Annotated in this window: 13 protein-coding genes and 2 pseudogenes; 8 read left to right on the forward strand and 7 right to left on the reverse strand. The window is 44.7% G+C overall.

What is annotated here, in order from left to right; genetic code table 11:
* Window positions 1–6 precede the first annotated feature (6 nt).
* Window positions 7–756, reverse strand: a complete 750-nt coding sequence (locus ACH19P_RS04610; protein WP_462157331.1) for a glycosyltransferase family 25 protein — start codon at window positions 754–756, stop codon at window positions 7–9.
* Window positions 757–1,016: 260 nt separating this feature from the next.
* Window positions 1,017–2,126 (reverse strand): tRNA nucleotidyltransferase, encoded by a 1,110-nt coding sequence (locus tag ACH19P_RS04615; protein ID WP_462157333.1) that lies wholly within the window; start codon window positions 2,124–2,126, stop codon window positions 1,017–1,019.
* 164 nt (window positions 2,127–2,290) lie between these two features.
* Between ACH19P_RS04615 and ACH19P_RS04620 the strand changes: the two genes are divergently transcribed.
* The 3 genes from ACH19P_RS04620 to ACH19P_RS04630 all read left to right on the forward strand — a co-directional run bounded on the left by ACH19P_RS04620 (window position 2,291) and on the right by ACH19P_RS04630 (window position 4,521).
* The gene (locus ACH19P_RS04620; protein WP_462159309.1) at window positions 2,291–3,217 is read left to right on the forward strand and encodes an ExeA family protein; all 927 of its coding nucleotides are present in this window, start codon (window positions 2,291–2,293) and stop codon (window positions 3,215–3,217) included.
* Between the two features lie 10 nt (window positions 3,218–3,227).
* Window positions 3,228–4,208, forward strand: a complete 981-nt coding sequence (locus tag ACH19P_RS04625) for a general secretion pathway protein GspB (protein ID WP_462157334.1) — start codon at window positions 3,228–3,230, stop codon at window positions 4,206–4,208.
* Between the two features lie 184 nt (window positions 4,209–4,392).
* Window positions 4,393–4,521 carry a hypothetical protein gene (locus ACH19P_RS04630; RefSeq protein WP_462157336.1) on the forward strand — a complete coding sequence of 43 codons (129 nt, stop codon included), beginning with the start codon at window positions 4,393–4,395 and terminating at the stop codon, window positions 4,519–4,521.
* A 27-nt stretch (window positions 4,522–4,548) separates the two neighbouring features.
* On the opposite strand, the pseudogene ACH19P_RS04635 reads toward ACH19P_RS04630, so the two are convergent.
* Window positions 4,549–4,698: pseudogene (locus tag ACH19P_RS04635) on the reverse strand (transposase); the annotation flags it as partial.
* A 145-nt stretch (window positions 4,699–4,843) separates the two neighbouring features.
* On the opposite strand from ACH19P_RS04635, the gene ACH19P_RS04640 reads away from it, so the two are divergent.
* The gene (locus ACH19P_RS04640; protein WP_462157338.1) at window positions 4,844–5,407 is read left to right on the forward strand and encodes an SEL1-like repeat protein; all 564 of its coding nucleotides are present in this window, start codon (window positions 4,844–4,846) and stop codon (window positions 5,405–5,407) included.
* Between the two features lie 20 nt (window positions 5,408–5,427).
* Complete coding sequence (locus ACH19P_RS04645; RefSeq protein WP_462157340.1) at window positions 5,428–5,628, forward strand: hypothetical protein; 201 nt, start codon at window positions 5,428–5,430, stop codon at window positions 5,626–5,628.
* A gap of 531 nt (window positions 5,629–6,159) precedes the next feature.
* On the opposite strand, the gene ACH19P_RS04650 is transcribed toward ACH19P_RS04645, so the two are convergent.
* Both ACH19P_RS04650 and putA read right to left on the reverse strand, forming a co-directional pair.
* Entirely contained in the window at window positions 6,160–7,374 is a 1,215-nt protein-coding gene (locus ACH19P_RS04650) for an HD-GYP domain-containing protein (RefSeq protein ID WP_462157342.1), read from the reverse strand.
* A 127-nt stretch (window positions 7,375–7,501) separates the two neighbouring features.
* Complete coding sequence (putA, locus tag ACH19P_RS04655) at window positions 7,502–11,305, reverse strand: bifunctional proline dehydrogenase/L-glutamate gamma-semialdehyde dehydrogenase PutA (protein WP_462157344.1); 3,804 nt, start codon at window positions 11,303–11,305, stop codon at window positions 7,502–7,504.
* Window positions 11,306–11,590: 285 nt separating this feature from the next.
* Here putA and ACH19P_RS04660 point away from each other — a divergent pair, with 285 nt between their 5' ends.
* Window positions 11,591–12,073, forward strand: a complete 483-nt coding sequence (locus tag ACH19P_RS04660; RefSeq protein WP_462157345.1) for a winged helix-turn-helix transcriptional regulator — start codon at window positions 11,591–11,593, stop codon at window positions 12,071–12,073.
* Between the two features lie 194 nt (window positions 12,074–12,267).
* Here ACH19P_RS04660 and ACH19P_RS04665 read toward each other — a convergent pair whose 3' ends face one another.
* A complete protein-coding gene (locus tag ACH19P_RS04665) occupies window positions 12,268–12,762 on the reverse strand; it encodes a TIGR04211 family SH3 domain-containing protein (protein WP_462157347.1) in 495 nt (164 codons plus the stop codon).
* 200 nt (window positions 12,763–12,962) lie between these two features.
* Here ACH19P_RS04665 and ACH19P_RS04670 point away from each other — a divergent pair, with 200 nt between their 5' ends.
* Entirely contained in the window at window positions 12,963–14,486 is a 1,524-nt protein-coding gene (locus tag ACH19P_RS04670; protein ID WP_462157349.1) for a CYTH and CHAD domain-containing protein, read from the forward strand.
* Entirely contained in the window at window positions 14,449–15,129 is a 681-nt protein-coding gene (locus ACH19P_RS04675) for an START domain-containing protein (RefSeq protein ID WP_462159310.1), read from the forward strand. The genes ACH19P_RS04670 and ACH19P_RS04675 overlap by 38 nt, the downstream gene beginning before the upstream one ends.
* 70 nt (window positions 15,130–15,199) lie before the next feature.
* On the opposite strand, the pseudogene metK reads toward ACH19P_RS04675, so the two are convergent.
* Window positions 15,200–16,352: pseudogene (gene metK, locus ACH19P_RS04680) on the reverse strand (methionine adenosyltransferase).
* Between the last annotated feature and the right edge of the window lie 236 nt (window positions 16,353–16,588).

The raw sequence follows: 16,588 nt of genomic DNA on the forward strand, positions 1-16,588 counted from the left end.
AAAACGTTAGTGTTTCCCAAGCTGTTCTAATGGCTGATAATTAGGTTTGGTGACGAGTCGCTTTATTTCAAACGTAATGCGCTGGCGTAATCGTTTCCAAGTACTGTAGCGCACAGACTTACGGGCGCTTAGTCTATCAATTTCGCTGTCACATTCGAACGGGGTGGCGATGTTTGGTTGGCACATAAGCACGTTTAAATTTGTTTGCCACCATGGTTGTAGGCTGATGTCTGCTGGCATGTAGAAATTTTCATACATGGCGAGCATTTTTTCTGCACCACACCTTGTTACTAACTGCGCGAGCATAGAGTTAGGTACTTTTTGGGGATAGCAAATGGAGTGCGTGGCAGTAATTTGGACTTTTTTGCGTACTTTCTTTGCTTTCTTGCCGCTATAAAACTTTATCGTGTCCCACTGCGGGTTGGTGATAACAGAATCGATAACCTCATGAACATGGGACGCGAGGCAAGTATCATCCTCTAGCAACAACAGCACGTCATAATCAGATGCCAAGAAGGTTGTTAGGGCTTTTTTGTGTGACAACACGCAGCCTATTTCCCCAGCACTTAATGGCTTATGGTAGTTTTTCTGGTTACGTACCTGATCGTATTGTGCGAGCTGCTCAGGAAGCAAGTTGGCGCCATCGACTGCAGGGACGACTTCATAATCCAAGCTCAATGCATTGAGTTCGTTGGTAATGCGTGCCAGCCTATCTTGGCTTCGTTCAAGGTTGATGACGTAGGTTATTAGACGCAAATTGACGCTCCGTACTGCCAGAGATAGCAAGGCTATTGCTATGACATCCTGTCTTTATGATTGTCGCATACTATCTGACTTTGCTCACAAAGTGTCAATATTAGACCCGTGAAAAGTAGCAATAAAGTTGTATATTGAGGTCGGCGTATATGGCAAAAAAGCAGCAAAACACATTCATACAACAGCCATGGCATAATCAATTTTCAGCATTGAGCTGTCTTGTTATCGCTTGGTGACATGAATAGTTAACTATATGTATGTTAATGTGTTTGCAAGCACGTATTTATCGCCTCCATACGCCCTTGTGCCAACGCATCTTTAATTTTTGCGCCCGTAATGCCTTGGTTAATATAGGTCTGAGCATTCACTTTTTGCGCCGTTTCTGCAGTCTCTATGAGCAAGGCTTTGGTAGAAAAATGGCCACCCACATAACATTCGTAGGCATTGATCACGTTCTCTAGGCGTTGTGGTCGACGCCAAATATCCAGTTGATTGAACATCATTAACAGCGCTTCTGCGCACCATTTTGTTTGTGATAACTGCCCGTGGTGTGCTGCCAGAGCTTCAGATAACTCTATAAATTGATTAGGTACACGATAATGCTTATAAAAGGTTTGCCTACCTTCGGCATCCAGTTCAATCATGATCACAGCAAATTGACAGGCTTCATCGAAGTGATGCTCTCGAGCAAAGGCGATTTTGATACTAAGTTGCGCATTGATGTCACTCCATCTTTTTGACAATTGAGGACTGAGAATTGACAGAGCGTCACACTGAAAAAGTATTTCCAAAAATACATTTATGTATCCATCACTGAGCGCTTTATGGCATTCCATCCACACTCTTTCTGGAGTCAGCGCTTCTAATTCACCACTGTGGACGATGTGGGTCATGAGTGCCAAGGTTTCTGGAGCAATAGTAAAGCCGAGATAATGATAGCGGGCACGAAACCGAGCAACACGCAATACGCGCAGAGGATCTTCACTGAATGCGGGGCTTACATGACGTAAAATGCGATTTTCTAGATCGGCACGGCCGTTGTATGGGTCGATTAACTCCCCTTGGTCATTCTGGGCTATAGCATTGACGGTTAAGTCGCGTCGCTCAAGGTCTTGTTCTAGTGTAATACTGGGATTAAAGTCGCAAATAAACCCTGTGTAGCCTTGGCCTTGTTTACGCTCGGTACGCGCAAGTGCATGCTCATCTTTACTTTGCGGGTGCAAAAATACCGGGAAATCTTTACCAACTTGGGTGTAGCCTAAGCTTTTCATTTGCTCGATAGTCGCACCGACGACGACATAATCTCGCTCTTTGATTTCTCGCCCTAATAGTTGGTCACGGACAGCGCCACCGACTAAATATACTTGCATCCGTTTCTCCTCGCTTACACACTCGCAATGATTGCGATTGTATCAGAGTTTTCTCATGCCCGTTTTTTTGTCATTATAGTGGCGCGAATAATTAATCATCGATGTCGCTAATGTAAGCACCTTTGCAAAGGGGGCAAGAGTTGGCACATGCTAAGGAACTGTTTGTGTATTTAGATTACTTTGGCTTGACTGAAAAACCATTTTCGATTGCGCCAAACCCAGAATACTTATACCTCAGTGAACGTCACAAAGAAGCACTCGCACACCTTACCCACGGTTTAGGGGAATCTGGTGGCTTTGTGTTGCTTACAGGGGAAGTGGGTACCGGGAAAACAACGGTTACTCGTTGTATGTTGGAGCAAGTACCGGATTCAACCCAAGTCGCTTTTATTCTTAACCCTACACTTTCAGAACTGGAGCTCTTAGCGAGCATTTGTGACGAGTTAGAAATTGAATACGACCATAATAATGCAACGTTAAAGACATTGACTGACCGCATAAAAGCGCGCTTATTAAGCAACCACGAGAATGGTCGTCATACTATGCTCATTATTGACGAGGCACAGCACCTTGCTCCGCAAGTACTGGAGCAACTTAGGTTATTGACGAACTTAGAAACAAACCACAAAAAATTACTGCAAATTATTTTGGTTGGTCAGCCAGAACTCCAAGCATTGTTAAGAAGAAACGAGTTACGTCAACTCGCGCAGCGTATCACGGCACGTTATCATTTACTGCCGCTGACAATCGCTCAAGTGGATGCATATATCAAGCATCGTCTTAAAATTGCAGGTGGGCGCCAAACCTTATTTGACTATGCTGCGGTTAAGCACATTCACCAATTAACTGGTGGCATTCCGCGATTGATTAACTTGTTGTGCGAACGGGCGCTACTTGGCGCGTATTCAGCACAAGTCAATCAGGTTAGTAAAAAACTCATTACCCAAGCTGCGCAAGAAGCGCTTCCTGAAACTATGGCAAATGCGAGTCAATCAGGGGCAGGCAGTAAAGGTGTCGGGCGAATGTTGGCAACCCTTTGTGGGGTCGCTGTACTGTTTGCCGTTGGCATCGGTTTATCTTATTTCATTTAAGGCTGTATGTATGTCCTTGCTATTAGATGCTATGAAGCAATCTCAAAACACCTCTGAAGCACCAGAGCCAGAATCCTTTGAGCAACAGCAGGCGTTGTATTTTTATCGTCGTCTGAGTATTGCATTAGTCAGTATTCTTGGTGTGTTAGCAGTTTTATGTGTGGGCTACTTTGCTGGGAAGTGGTGGCAAAACCAGACGCCGAAAATAGAAACACCATCTGTAACTAAGCCAGTTGAATCCGTGCAGTCAAGTGCAACAGAGGTGAGCAATACTGCTGTTGCACAAGTCTCAGCAGGACCTAACCAAGCCAATGCCCAAGTGAATCAAGCAGTGCAAGGGCAATTAAATCCAAACGCCTTACAAATGCCAGCGCAATATGCGCAGCCGTATCAGCAAATGGTACCTGTTTATGTGATGCCACAAATGCCGCAAGCGTATGGTCCAGGAACCTATATGCAGTGGGTGCCTGCTTATGGTAATCCAATGATGGCGAACCAAATGCCTGCCAATGCGATGCAATATCAAGCAAATCAGTATGCGCAACAGCCTGTTGATATGAGTCAGTATAAGGTTGTGGGTAAGCCGATGAATGAACGCGATTATCAAGCTCAAAGTGAATCACCTATTTATGATGATTCTGCCCTCAATGGGGTGTCCAATGATCTAAAACGTGCATTTGCAGATGCTGTGGCAGCAACGGAAAACATGGATAACATGGATACCGTCAGCACCACCACCCAAGCAGGGGCGATGATTGAGCCAATAGAACTCTTACCTGACTCTATTCAAGGACGGATTCCTGCATTGGTCTATCAAGCGCATATATACGCAACAGACGAAGATAAGCGTTGGATCAAACTCAATGGTTATGAACTGTATGAAGGCGATACCATAGGGCGCTTGAAAGTAATAGAAATCACTCCAGAGAAGACCATCTTACGAGTTGATAATGTCGAGTTTTCGCTGCAAGCCATGCAAGATTGGCCTTAACTCAAGCGGCGTAAGTGAGAGAAGGAAAAGACTGGCTTAGGTAGCCAGTCTTTTGCGTTATGAAAGCACTGAAGTTTTAAAGAAGCGCAGCAAGTCTAAATTAAACAGTTCGGGCTTAATGGCCGCTTCTAGGGTGACATCCATTAGCGCGCATCTATGTGCTGTCAGTCTCGCGAGCAGCACAATGCTACATGACCTTGATTGCACCTTTGATGCGGTGGGTAATCTCACTGAGCGAGCCCAAAACTTTGGTGATGGCGGCAGTAATGCGGACTTCTGTGAGTTATCCCCTATGCCAACTTATACCGTCTAGACAAAACAACAATGCATGCAGGCACTACTTTGATTCCACCCTCTCACGGTAATGCTCAAAAGAATGTCCAGAGAAAGGGTCTTGCCCACATAGGAATGCGCGACGCACACAGCGAGATATGCAGTGATAGTACGGGCAGTCAGATAGGGTGATTTGGTTTTTACGCAGTATTGCCAAGCTTTTCTCCTCTAGGAGATGAGCAATAAAATTGTAGTCAAATGCGGGAAAAGTGTGAAATATTAAGGTGGGTGCCTAGCTAAGTTGTCATTACAGGCTTATTGGAGGCCTTATTCAATCAGCAAAGGGGCCGATGAGGAAATAAATGAAATATATTCTTATTGTATTTTCTTTAATTATTTTTCAAGTTAAATCTTATAATTCAAGTGGGGATGAAAATATAATATCTCTTGATATGATTATGGATGATATTGAAAGTTTTCAAGTTCTTGATAAAGAACATACGATAAAGACTTTAAATGATTATGTGAATGAAGGTAGTTCTACCGCAAGTTATATACTGGCTTTTATATATTATACGGGTTCTTATGGGAAGAAAGTCGATATCGACAAGGCTATTAGCCTTCTCTCACTACCAGTAGAAAAAGGAAATCCCGACGCAAAGCATTTATTGGGTACTATACTTATAACCTACGAAGAAATTGATAATGCGAGGTATGGAGTAAGTTTATTAGAAGAGTCATTTCAGGATGGAGTCATGGATTCTTCCATAAATTTATACCATGCTTATAAACATGATAAGTATAAAAATATCAACTTTCTTAGCAGTGCTTTGAAGATGGCTTCTGAGCAGGGGGATTATATGGCAACTGTTTACTGGGGACATGTAATCCTAGATAGAGCTATTGCCAAAAAAACCATAACTTGATCAGAGATGGAGTTCTTTATTTGAAAGAAAAGTTTAAGTCAGGAGAATATACAACTGAAGTCAAAAAAGATATTTACTACTTGTTTGTTGGTATTTATGGTCACCCAAACTCCCCTTTGTATGATGAATTTTTAAGAGATTTTTACATGAAAAGAGCTGCGGAAAATGGCCACCCAATGGCAGAAAGATTCGTGCAGGAATACTTAAATGAGAGGAAATGAGCAGGCGAGGGATCAGGTGTTGCATACTAAGAAATGTATCAAAGTTGGCCTGATTCCAACTCAAAGGCTAACACTCGCTCTTTACAAACTTTAAGAAGTAAGACACCCATTTTAAGGAGTTACATTAGGAAGGCGCAGAGCAAACCCTATACTTGGCCTCGTAGCAGAAATAACACGTTTTTGTGTTCAATATGATTAACGCAAACAGGTAAAACCGTCTGAAATGTCCATATTTAGGAATTCCAGATGTTAAAAGGTCAAGAGAGAGGGCTCTCTATTAATAGCGTTTTTGGATACTTTGGTGAGCGATGTTGTTAGTTTAAGCCTGTTATCATTGTAAAACAGCTTACTCGTAAAATTTCCTTTAAACTATTTGAAAGGTGTTTAGAGGTGATTGAAATCACTCCAGAAAAGACCATCTTACGAGTTGATAATGTCGAGTTTTCGCTGCAAGCCATGCACGATTGGCCTTAACTCAAGCGGCGTAAGTGAGAGAAGGAAAAGGCTGGCTTAGGTAGCCAGTCTTTTGCGTTATGAAAGCACTGAAGTTTTAAAGAAGCGCAGCAAGTCTAAATTGAACAACTCAGGTTTAATAGCCGCTTCTAGGGTGACATCACTTCTGCCTTTAGCAAGGTTCACATCTTCCACTTCCACATAGCGTCCGTGTTTGGCGTTGTAAAACACTTTTACGGTAGGCTTGAGTGGATTGCTCGGATTACTGCGCGACACAATGCCCACTTTTTGGTTACTTAACTTAACCAGTGTGCCGACTGGATGCACCCCAATGCATTGAATAAACAAAGTCAGTAAGGTTTCATCGAACTTACTACCAGCACCTTCATTCAGTAATTTAAATGCTTGAATAGGGGTCATGCCGACCTTATAAACACGTTCTGCTGTGAGCGCATCATAAACATCAACGATGGACGCCATACGAGCATATAGGCTCAGTTCTTCGCCTTTAATTCCAAAAGGGTAACCTGTGCCATCAATGCGTTCGTGGTGATAGCCTGCAATATCTACAGCAACGCCCGACAAACCCGCTTGTTCAAGAATTTCTTTACTAAAGCGCGCGTGTTGTTGGACTTCTAAAAACTCTTCCTCGGTTAACTTTCCGGGCTTATGAAGAATATCGTCAGAAATTTTGATCTTCCCAATATCGTGAAGTAGGGCACCAGTGGCCAGTTCATGGGTAAGTTGAGTATCTAGACGCAGATGCTTAGCAAAAATAGTGATCAGGATGGACACATTGATCGAGTGTTCCATCAAATAAGCATCTTTCTCCCGCATTCTGGTTAAGCACGTCAGCGCATCTTGCTGGCGAAACACCGAATCCATGAAACCTTGGGCTACGTCTTTAAATGGTGCCACATCAATAACAAGGCCAGCTTTGATGTCTGCGAACGCTTTCATTTGTAGGCTTTTAGCTTCGTTATACAAGGCACTGGCCTTACTCATTTCGGCATCTACACTGACACTGGAAGACCATGGATCAGTCGCAGAGGGAGTCGATGATGAAGGCTCGGCTGGTTTGTCTTGTGCTTGTGGCTCAGTAGGTTTGTCTTTGGTAAGCGTTTTGGACGGGTCGATAACAACCTCAAGAACGCCGACATTTTTTAATTTTTCAATGGCGGAAGCGGTTTTCACCCACCCTTGATTTTTGATCTTCACAGAGCCCGTTTGTTTACTCACTTGGACAACAAACATGCCTGCCTTGAGTTGGTTAATGGAAATCGTCTCTTGCATAGTGACTTGGTATATCAGAAGTATGTATTAAACATAGCAAAGAATAGGTCTTCTAGGTAGCAGAACACTTGCGCTAGAACAATAAAAAAGGCGCCTAACGGCGCCTTTTAATTCAATAGCTTACAATTTATTCATCATCTTCAACGAGCGTCATCAGTGAGGTGTTACCTCCCGATGCCGTCGTATCAACGCTGATGGTCTTCTCCGTAAGTAGACGATTGATTAATGTATCGTAATACTCAGAGGTGATAACCGGCAAAATTGCACCTTTACGGTTGGCAAGTTGCTGGGCAAAGTAACCTAAACGTGATGAACGCGCTGCGACCACGGCACCTGCTAGGTGCGGGTGTGCCAAGATTGCTTGTAGCTGATTTGGCTTAGCAACTTGCAGTACGCCTTCAGCAACACCTGTAGCGATGAATTTATCACGGAACGCCAGCGCTTCCTCGTAGAACAATTCAGAAGCAACAGTGATTACTGTGTTACCCGCAGCAAGTGCTGTGATAATCGAAATTGCCCAGAAGTTAAACGACGTGCTCTTATCCGCGTAGCACACTACACAACCGCGCGGCTCGAGGTACAGGATATTTGATTCACCTGTTGGTCCTGGCAGGATTGTTGGTTGCTTCATGCGCTTTTCAATGCGATTAAGCTGTGCGCGTGCGTCGCTTAGCGTTTGTGCTAAGTCATCAGCTAGCTCGTCGATAATTTCAACGGTTGCTATTTTTGCAAGTAACTGACGCATTGCAGAAACTCGGTCGTTCAACGCTGTCGCACGCCAGATTTTCTCATCGCGCATTGACGCAACCATCAGCTCTTCTACTTTTTCAGCAGCACCGGTGTAATGGTGTTGATCAGCTTCGTCAGCAGGTAAGTTAGTCATCTGGACGTTATCTGGAGATGCTTTTTCTTTCACAAGACGAAGCAAGTAGTTTGGACCACCCGCTTTAGGACCTGTACCAGAAAGGCCTCGACCACCAAACGGTTGCACACCAACAATCGCACCGATCATGTTACGGTTAACGTAGACATTACCTGCGCGTGATTGACGTGCTACGTATTCACAACGCTCTTCAATACGAGAGTGAACACCCATGGTTAGGCCGTAACCTGTCCCATTGATTTGGTCGATTACGTTGTCTAGCTCATTGGCTTTAAAGCGAACAATGTGTACAACAGGGCCAAATACTTCGCGCTTAAGTACCGACAAATCTTTGATTTCGTACAAACGTGGCGCGAAGAAGTAAGCACCATTTTCGCTGTTATCAGGGATATCACATTGGTAATGCAGCGTTGCGTTACCTTTTAGGTATTCCACGTGCGCATTCAATGCGTTTAGCGCTTTTTCATCGATTACTGGGCCGATATCCGTAGAAAGGTAAGCAGGATCGCCAATATGCAGCTCTGCCATCGCACCTTTAAGCATAGCGATAATGCCATCTGCTACATCGTCTTGTAAGAACAATACGCGCAATGCAGAACAACGTTGACCCGCACTTTGGAAACCAGACTTAACCACATCATCAACCACTTGCTCAGGAAGTGCAGTTGAGTCAACGATCATACAGTTTTGACCACCTGTTTCAGCAATCAAAGGTACCTGCATGTCATTTCGTGCCGAAAGCGTTTGTGAGATCAGTGTGCCTGTTTCGGTAGAACCGGTGAACATTACCGCTTGAATACGCTCATCAGGAACTATGTGTTGACCTACCTCGCTACCACGAGCGACAACTGCCTGCACAACATTCTTTGGTAGACCAACAGATTGCATAAGCTCAATGGCGCGCAGCGCGATAAGGCTTGTTTGCTCTGCTGGTTTAGCGATTACAGTGTTACCTGTCACAATCGCTGCTACAACCTGACCTAGGAAGATGGCCAGTGGGAAGTTCCACGGGCTGATACACAGTACTACACCGCGCGCTTCAAAACGTTCGTCTTTCGATAACTCTTCAGCGCGAGCCGCATAATAACGACAGAAATCTACCGCTTCACGTACTTCATCAATACCGTCTTGAGTGATTTTACCGGCTTCTTTAACACACAGTGCAACCAGTTCGTCATGGTGACGCTCAAGGATGTCCGCTACACGGCGCAATAGATCGGCACGCTCTTTAACAGGCGTTGCTGACCAAGAGATAAACTCTTTCTCTGCGTTGGCTAGCAGAGTTTGCATTTCCTCACCAGAGTGAAGACGGTGTTGGCCAATGATCTCTTTGTGGTTCGCAGGGTTACGTACCGCAAGATTACCTTCAGCAACTTGGTCCTCTGAAATGAGGTGTTCAGCGAACCATGTATCCATATTTTCTTTTAACGGTGTGATCACGTTAATATCAGTTAGGTCCATGCCTTTAGAGTTCGGACGTTCATCACCGTAAAGCTCGATAGGTAACTTGATTTGCTTGTTGTACTTGTTACGCAAACCTTGCAGAGTTTCTACAGGGTCAGGCAGTAATTCTTCTACCGGCTTAGTTGTATCAACAATCGCGTTAACGAATGATGAGTTAGCACCGTTTTCTAGTAGACGACGCACAAGGTAAGCAAGTAGATCTTCGTGTTGACCAACAGGTGCGTACACGCGACACTGAATCTTTTCTTGCGTAACGACTTGGTCAAAAAGCGATTCACCCATGCCGTGTAGACGCTGAAATTCAAAGCCTTCGTTATCACCTTTGGCAACTTCAAGAATGGTCGCAGCAGTATACGCATTGTGCGTTGCAAATTGAGGATAAAGTGCATCACGCGCTTCCATCATCTTAATTGCACAGGCTTTGTAAGACACGTCAGTCGTTGCTTTACGTGTGAATACAGGGAAGTGGTTTAGGCCATCTTGTTGTGTGGTTTTGATTTCAGTATCCCAATAAGCACCTTTAACCAAACGCACCATGAGTTTACGGCCAACGCTACGAGCTAGGTTGGTTAACCACTCAATCACAAAGATAGCGCGCTTTTGGTATGCTTGAACGGCTAAACCGAACCCTTGCCAATCACCTAGTTCTGCGTCGCTGAATACTGCTTCAATGATGTCTAATGAGATATCAAGACGGTCAGCTTCTTCCGCATCCACCGTAAGGCCAATGTCATATTGCTTTGCAAGCAGCGCAAGCTCTTTGAGTTTTGGTACAATTTCTGCCATTACGCGGTCACGGTGTGAAAATTCATAACGTGGATGAATTGCTGACAACTTAACAGAAATACCTGGGCTCTTAACTGGGCCACGGCCATTTGCCGCTTTACCGATGGCATGAATCGCCATCACATAGCTGTTGTAGTAACGTTCAGCATCACGCATTGTGCGCGCGCCTTCACCTAGCATATCGTAAGAGTAAACGTAGCCTTTGCTTTCTGCTTCAGCAGCGCGTTCGATTGCTTCGTTAATCGTTTGACCCATTACAAATTGCTTACCCATGATCTTCATCGCGAAGTTCACAGATTTACGAATAACAGGCTCACCTAAACGACCCACGGTGCGCTTTAGCAGACCGAATTGGTCTTCTTTGTTTTTGTCACTGTAGTTAACCATTTTACCGGTTACGAGCAAGCCCCAAGAAGAAGCATTTACAAACAGTGAGTCGCTCGCACCCAAGTGTGAACTCCAGTCACCTTTAGCTAGTTTGTCGCGAATAAGTTGTTCTTGTGTTGCTTTATCAGGCACGCGAAGCAGCGCCTCAGCCAGACACATTAACACCACGCCTTCTTCGCTTGATAGCGAGAATTCGTTTAACAGCGCGTCAACACCGCTTTGACCATCTTGGTCTTTACGGATATTTAATACCATTTGACGTGCGCGCTCCCAAGCGCGGCTTCGTGCCGTAACGCCTACTTCTGCCAACGGAAGAATATGATCGATTACTTCGTTCTCATCGATACGGTAGAAATCACGGATCTTCTGGCGGACAGGGCATTCTGTAATCAAATTGCCTTCAAATAACATAAGCAACCCTCAAAATAACGGAGTCTAAACATAGCAACTGTACCCAGCACCAAAAGGTGAGATGGTGGGGCCTCGGTTACGACAATTACTACATTGTAGGTTCTAACTGCGAGAGTGTAGATTTTTCCCTACATGGATATATTTGTATGCGGTTAAGATTGCACTCTTAATGAATACACATTCGCGGGCATTCTAAAGAAAATACCGCAGAATATGCTGGTTTAATTTTGGGAATTACGATAATTTACAGGGTATATTCGCAGCATGCCCGTATAAAATTCTGTTATGTCGCTTACAGCCAAATCTCGCACTCTCGATAGAATCGATTTAGCCATCTTAGATGCCCTGCAAAAAAATGGTCGGATCTCTAATGTCAATCTGGCCAAGCAAGTTAACCTGAGCCCGAGTCCCTGCTTAGATAGGGTAAAACGTTTAGAAGCGGATGGTTTTATTGAAGGCTACTTCGCAAAACTCTCTGAACAGAAGCTCAATCAAAGCTTGCTTGCTCATGTTCAGGTCTCTTTGGTCACATCTAACACCTCGGTGTTTAAAACCTTTAAAGAGCACATTGTCAAAACCCCGCAAGTCGTTGAATGCGATATGGTCGCGGGTGGCTATGACTACTTATTGAAAGTGCGAGTGAGTGATATGAATGAATATCGTCAGGTGCTCGGTGATCTTGTTGATATTCCGGGAGTAGGCACTCATCACACTTACATGGTGATTGAAAAAGTAAAAGAAGACACAGGTCTGCGCATTGATTTGTAGCTTACAGTCCCGTTTATTAAATTCACCCCATCCAAGATAAAAAAAAGAGCGCCGAAGCGCTCTTTTCACTCAATGCATTTTGTACTTGGTAAGCTCTGCTTACGCCCAACCGTCGTAGCGTTTTCTACGCGATAAGAAGATTGTCAGAATAATACCCAAAAACAGACCGATAAAAGCAATTGCACCGCCGTACGTCAATAATTGACGCTTCTCTTTGAACGCAAGCTTTGTTGTTTATTTTGGATTGCATCGCGCTCTGAAATCGCGGTTGCTAGCTGTTCTTGCAGTTGTTGGTTTTGATCCTGCAAACTGCTGTTGAGGTTCTGCAATTCTGGAATCTGGCTTTGCGCATCGCGCAATGTTTGCTGTGTGTTGGCAAGTTCTTCACCAAGTTGCTCGAATTTGATTCGCAAACTTTGGTCTTGGTTGATGTACTGCGCCTCAACCCAACCTTGGCGTTCTTTGTCGTCAACGATTTCATAAAAACCATTCGTTTCTGTGCCGGTTACCAATGTGATTTCTGTTCCCGCATTGATAGAGCCCAAAATACGATAATTTTTACCAGCACCTGAGTGCATGAAAATATAAAGTTCGTCACTGATGTAAGCAGTACTCTGTTCGGCACTCACGGCCTTGGTAAAAAATGCACTTGTTACGAATACGAGTGCAACAAACAGGTGTTTTAGCATTCAACTAAACCTTGTCTACGTAAATAAGATGTTTATTGAGGCATAGTATTGGCTGGAGACGACAATGGCAAGGGCGATTTTGTAACCCAGCACTGTCAATAAGCGGTTAATAGCACTGGAAGAATACGCAAAAAGTTTGCATTCGTATTCGGCTTTGTTTATGTTGTCCTCTTGTCAATTCCATTGGTCTTTTCGAACGCATGGACACTGAGATAGAGCTCAAATTTTTAGTATCTGAGGCGGTCATCCCGTCAATCCCAGCACTGATCACACAGTTTGCCAAAACCGTTACCAACAAACCTTCACGCAATCTCCAAAACGCGTATTTTGATACCCCGAGTCGTGAGCTTAGAGCGCTCGACATCGGTTTGCGCACGCGTTGCTGTGATGGTGTGTGCGAGCAAACAATTAAACTCGCTGGAGATAACGTTGGCGGTCTGCATCAACGTCCAGAGTTCAATTTGCCTATAGAAGGCAACCGCCCCGAGTTGAGTGAGTTTGACGCCAGTATTTGGCCTCATGGTGTGCAAGTTGAGGCGATTGCCGAAAACCTGTATCCATTGTTCAGCACTAATTTTATTCGCCGAACTTGGTTGGTGGAAACGCAATCAGGTACTTTAATCGAGGTTGTGCTTGATAAAGGTGAAGTAGCGGCCAACTCGAGCGTGGAGCCTATTTGTGAACTTGAAATTGAGTTAATAAAAGGTGAGCGCAGCGAACTGTTTTTATTGGCCGAAAAGCTCATCGAAAATTTACCGCTGCGCATGGGCTTGTATTCCAAAGCTGCCCGTGGGTATCGCTTGGCAGATGACACACCTCTTAGTGCCAGTAAAGAAATCGAAATGGTTGCATTGACCAATGAAGATAGCCAAGAGCGAGCACTGGAAAAGTGCCTTAATCACGGCATTACCTTTGTGCAAAAACACGAGCAGTGTTACTACCAAAAACCCACATTAAAGACACTGAAGCGGATCACCGATGGGGTAAGCCTGATTCGCCACAGTTTGTGGTTGTTCAAAGATATTGTTGAAAAGCAAGCGACAGAGCGTTTGCGTACTGAGCTTAAGTGGTTATTGAATGAGTTGAGTTGGGTAGAAACTGCTATTCAATTGAAGACTTTTACCTCTAAAAAACACGCGTATTATAAGAAAATCAATGCCGCCCCCGATTTGGCACACGTAATTGATGACTTAAAAGATGTGCAACCGACGATTGAAGACGTGCAGCAGATCTTTACCAGCAAACGCTACAATTTACTACTCCTTGATTTAACTATCTGGTTAACAGAGCGCGGTTGGCGTCAATCTTGGGGGCAGTCCCAATTTCAAGCTGCAGAGCGCAATATTCATGACATTGCTGCGCAGTTGTTAGAAGCTGATTGGCATGAAATGCGCGCTTTAGTGGAAAATGAAGAGCCGCTCTCAGCACATGAATATTTAAATTTAAAACAAAGACTTGAACGTAATCTATTGAGTGGTTGCTGTTTGGGAGCGTTGTTCAACGAAGAGGCACGTTTGAACTTCCGCGCACCATGGTTGGATATCGTGCACGGAACGTTCGAATTGTTCACCCTGCATTATCTTGAGCAACTATGCCAAGGTAAAGACAGTGAAGAGCTGGAAAAAATCCAAGCGTGGCTGTCGCAAAAAACGGAATATTTGCTCAGTGCTATGGAACAAAGTCGTGATGCCACGCGCAATACCCAGCCTTATTGGCGCGATTAGTGTTGCTCTAGTCGTTCTACCTCAGTCGGTTGCAGCGCAGCCGACTTGGCGTACTTGGAAAGCCCAAGACCAATTAAACGTATCCTTTGCTAAAAATGAACAAGGACGATACGCCATCAAAGCGAAGGTATTGATAGCTAATGCCAACGCGGCACAATTTGTTAGCCTATTACATGATACTGAGCATGCGCCTGATTGGCTTGAAGGTGTTAAACAAGTGCGCTTATTGGCCAGTCCACAACCTCATCATTCCCATGTATTTACACTGCTCAATTCCCCTTGGCCAGTCGCTGATAGGGAGCTGTACAGCCTTTCGTGTTATGAAAGGCTCAATGAGGCGCAAACGAAATTGATAATTAAAGCGGTTCAATCTGACTCAGAAGTTCCCAAAGGCCGCGTGCGGATTGAAGACTTGCAGGCATCTTGGCTTATCAGCGAGCAACCAACTGGATTGTTGCTCGAGTACGAGGTTGAAGCCGATCCCGCGGGGGCGATCCCCAACTGGATAAGCAATAAAGTGTCGCTTAAAAGCGTGTATCGGACCTTGAGTAACTTGCGCGCGCGGTTGGCTAATACTCAGGTTATGAGCCCCATGCCGTTAACAACGGGCCAGTGCCAGGACTTTAGCCAAAGCAGTGATTAATACCAACCCGCATAAAATAAAGGCATAAAAAAAGCGCTCAATGAGCGCTTTTCTTGTATTTACTTGGCTATTACAGGCCAGCGTCCGCACGAAGTGCTTCAACTTTGTCTGTCGCTTCCCAAGGGAATTCTTCACGACCAAAGTGACCGTATGCCGCAGACGGCTGGTAAATAGGACGCTCAAGGTCAAGCATCTGGATTAGACCGTAAGGACGTAGGTCGAAGTGCTTGCGGATTAGCTCGATTAAACGTGCTTCGTCTAGTTTACCTGTGCCGAATGTTTCAACGCTAATAGATGTAGGCTCAGCAACACCGATTGCGTAAGAAACTTGAATTTCACAACGATCAGCTAAGACCAGCTGCTACGATGTTCTTCGCAACGTAACGTGCTGCGTATGCTGCTGAACGGTCAACTTTTGATGGATCTTTACCTGAGAATGCACCACCACCGTGACGAGCCATACCGCCGTATGTATCAACGATAATCTTACGACCAGTTAGACCACAGTCACCCATTGGCCCACCGATAACGAAACGGCCAGTTGGGTTAATGAAGAACTTAGTCGCAGAAGTGATTAGTTCAGCAGGAAGTGTTGGCTTGATGATAGTTTCCATCACCGCTTCAACAAGATCGTCCTGAGAAATAGTGTCACAGTGCTGAGTCGATAGTACTACCGCATCGATACCCACAGGTTGACCATTTTCGTATGCAAATGTTACCTGAGACTTAGCGTCTGGACGAAGCCAAGGTAACTCGCCGCTCTTACGTACTTGCGCTTGGCGCTGTACAAGGCGGTGTGAATACGTGATAGGCGCAGGCATTAATACGTCTGTTTCGTTACACGCGTAACCAAACATTAGACCTTGGTCACCCGCACCTTGGTCTTCAGGGCGCGCACGGTCAACACCTTGGTTGATGTCTGGAGACTGTTTACCAATCGTATTTAGGATCGCACATGAATCAGCATCGAAACCCATGTCTGAGTGTGTGTAACCGATTTCACGAACTGTTTTACGAGTTAGTTCTTCGATATCAACCCAAGCGCTAGTGGTGATTTCACCACCAACCATTACCATGCCTGTTTTAACGTATGTTTCACACGCTACACGGGCGTGCGGGTCTTGCTCCAAAATAGCATCTAGTACCGCATCTGAAATTTGGTCAGCGATTTTATCCGGGTGTCCCTCAGACACTGACTCAGAAGTAAATAAATGTTTTGCCATTGGTTTTTCTCACAAGTCTCGCGCTTCCCATACACGTCACCAATTAGGGTGCAGCGCTGCATAAAAATAAGGCGCGTATTCTAGCTAAATGATCGCACCTTGCCTAGCTATTTTACGCCTAGACGTCCAAATTACTCATTTTCAGTCTTATAGCCAATTAATATGAGTAATTTTAAAGTCACCTATATTGGCCACAAGTTTTAATTGCAGGGGGCCTGTGAATAAGTAAGAATGGG

This window comes from Pseudoalteromonas sp. GB56, assembly GCF_054923835.1.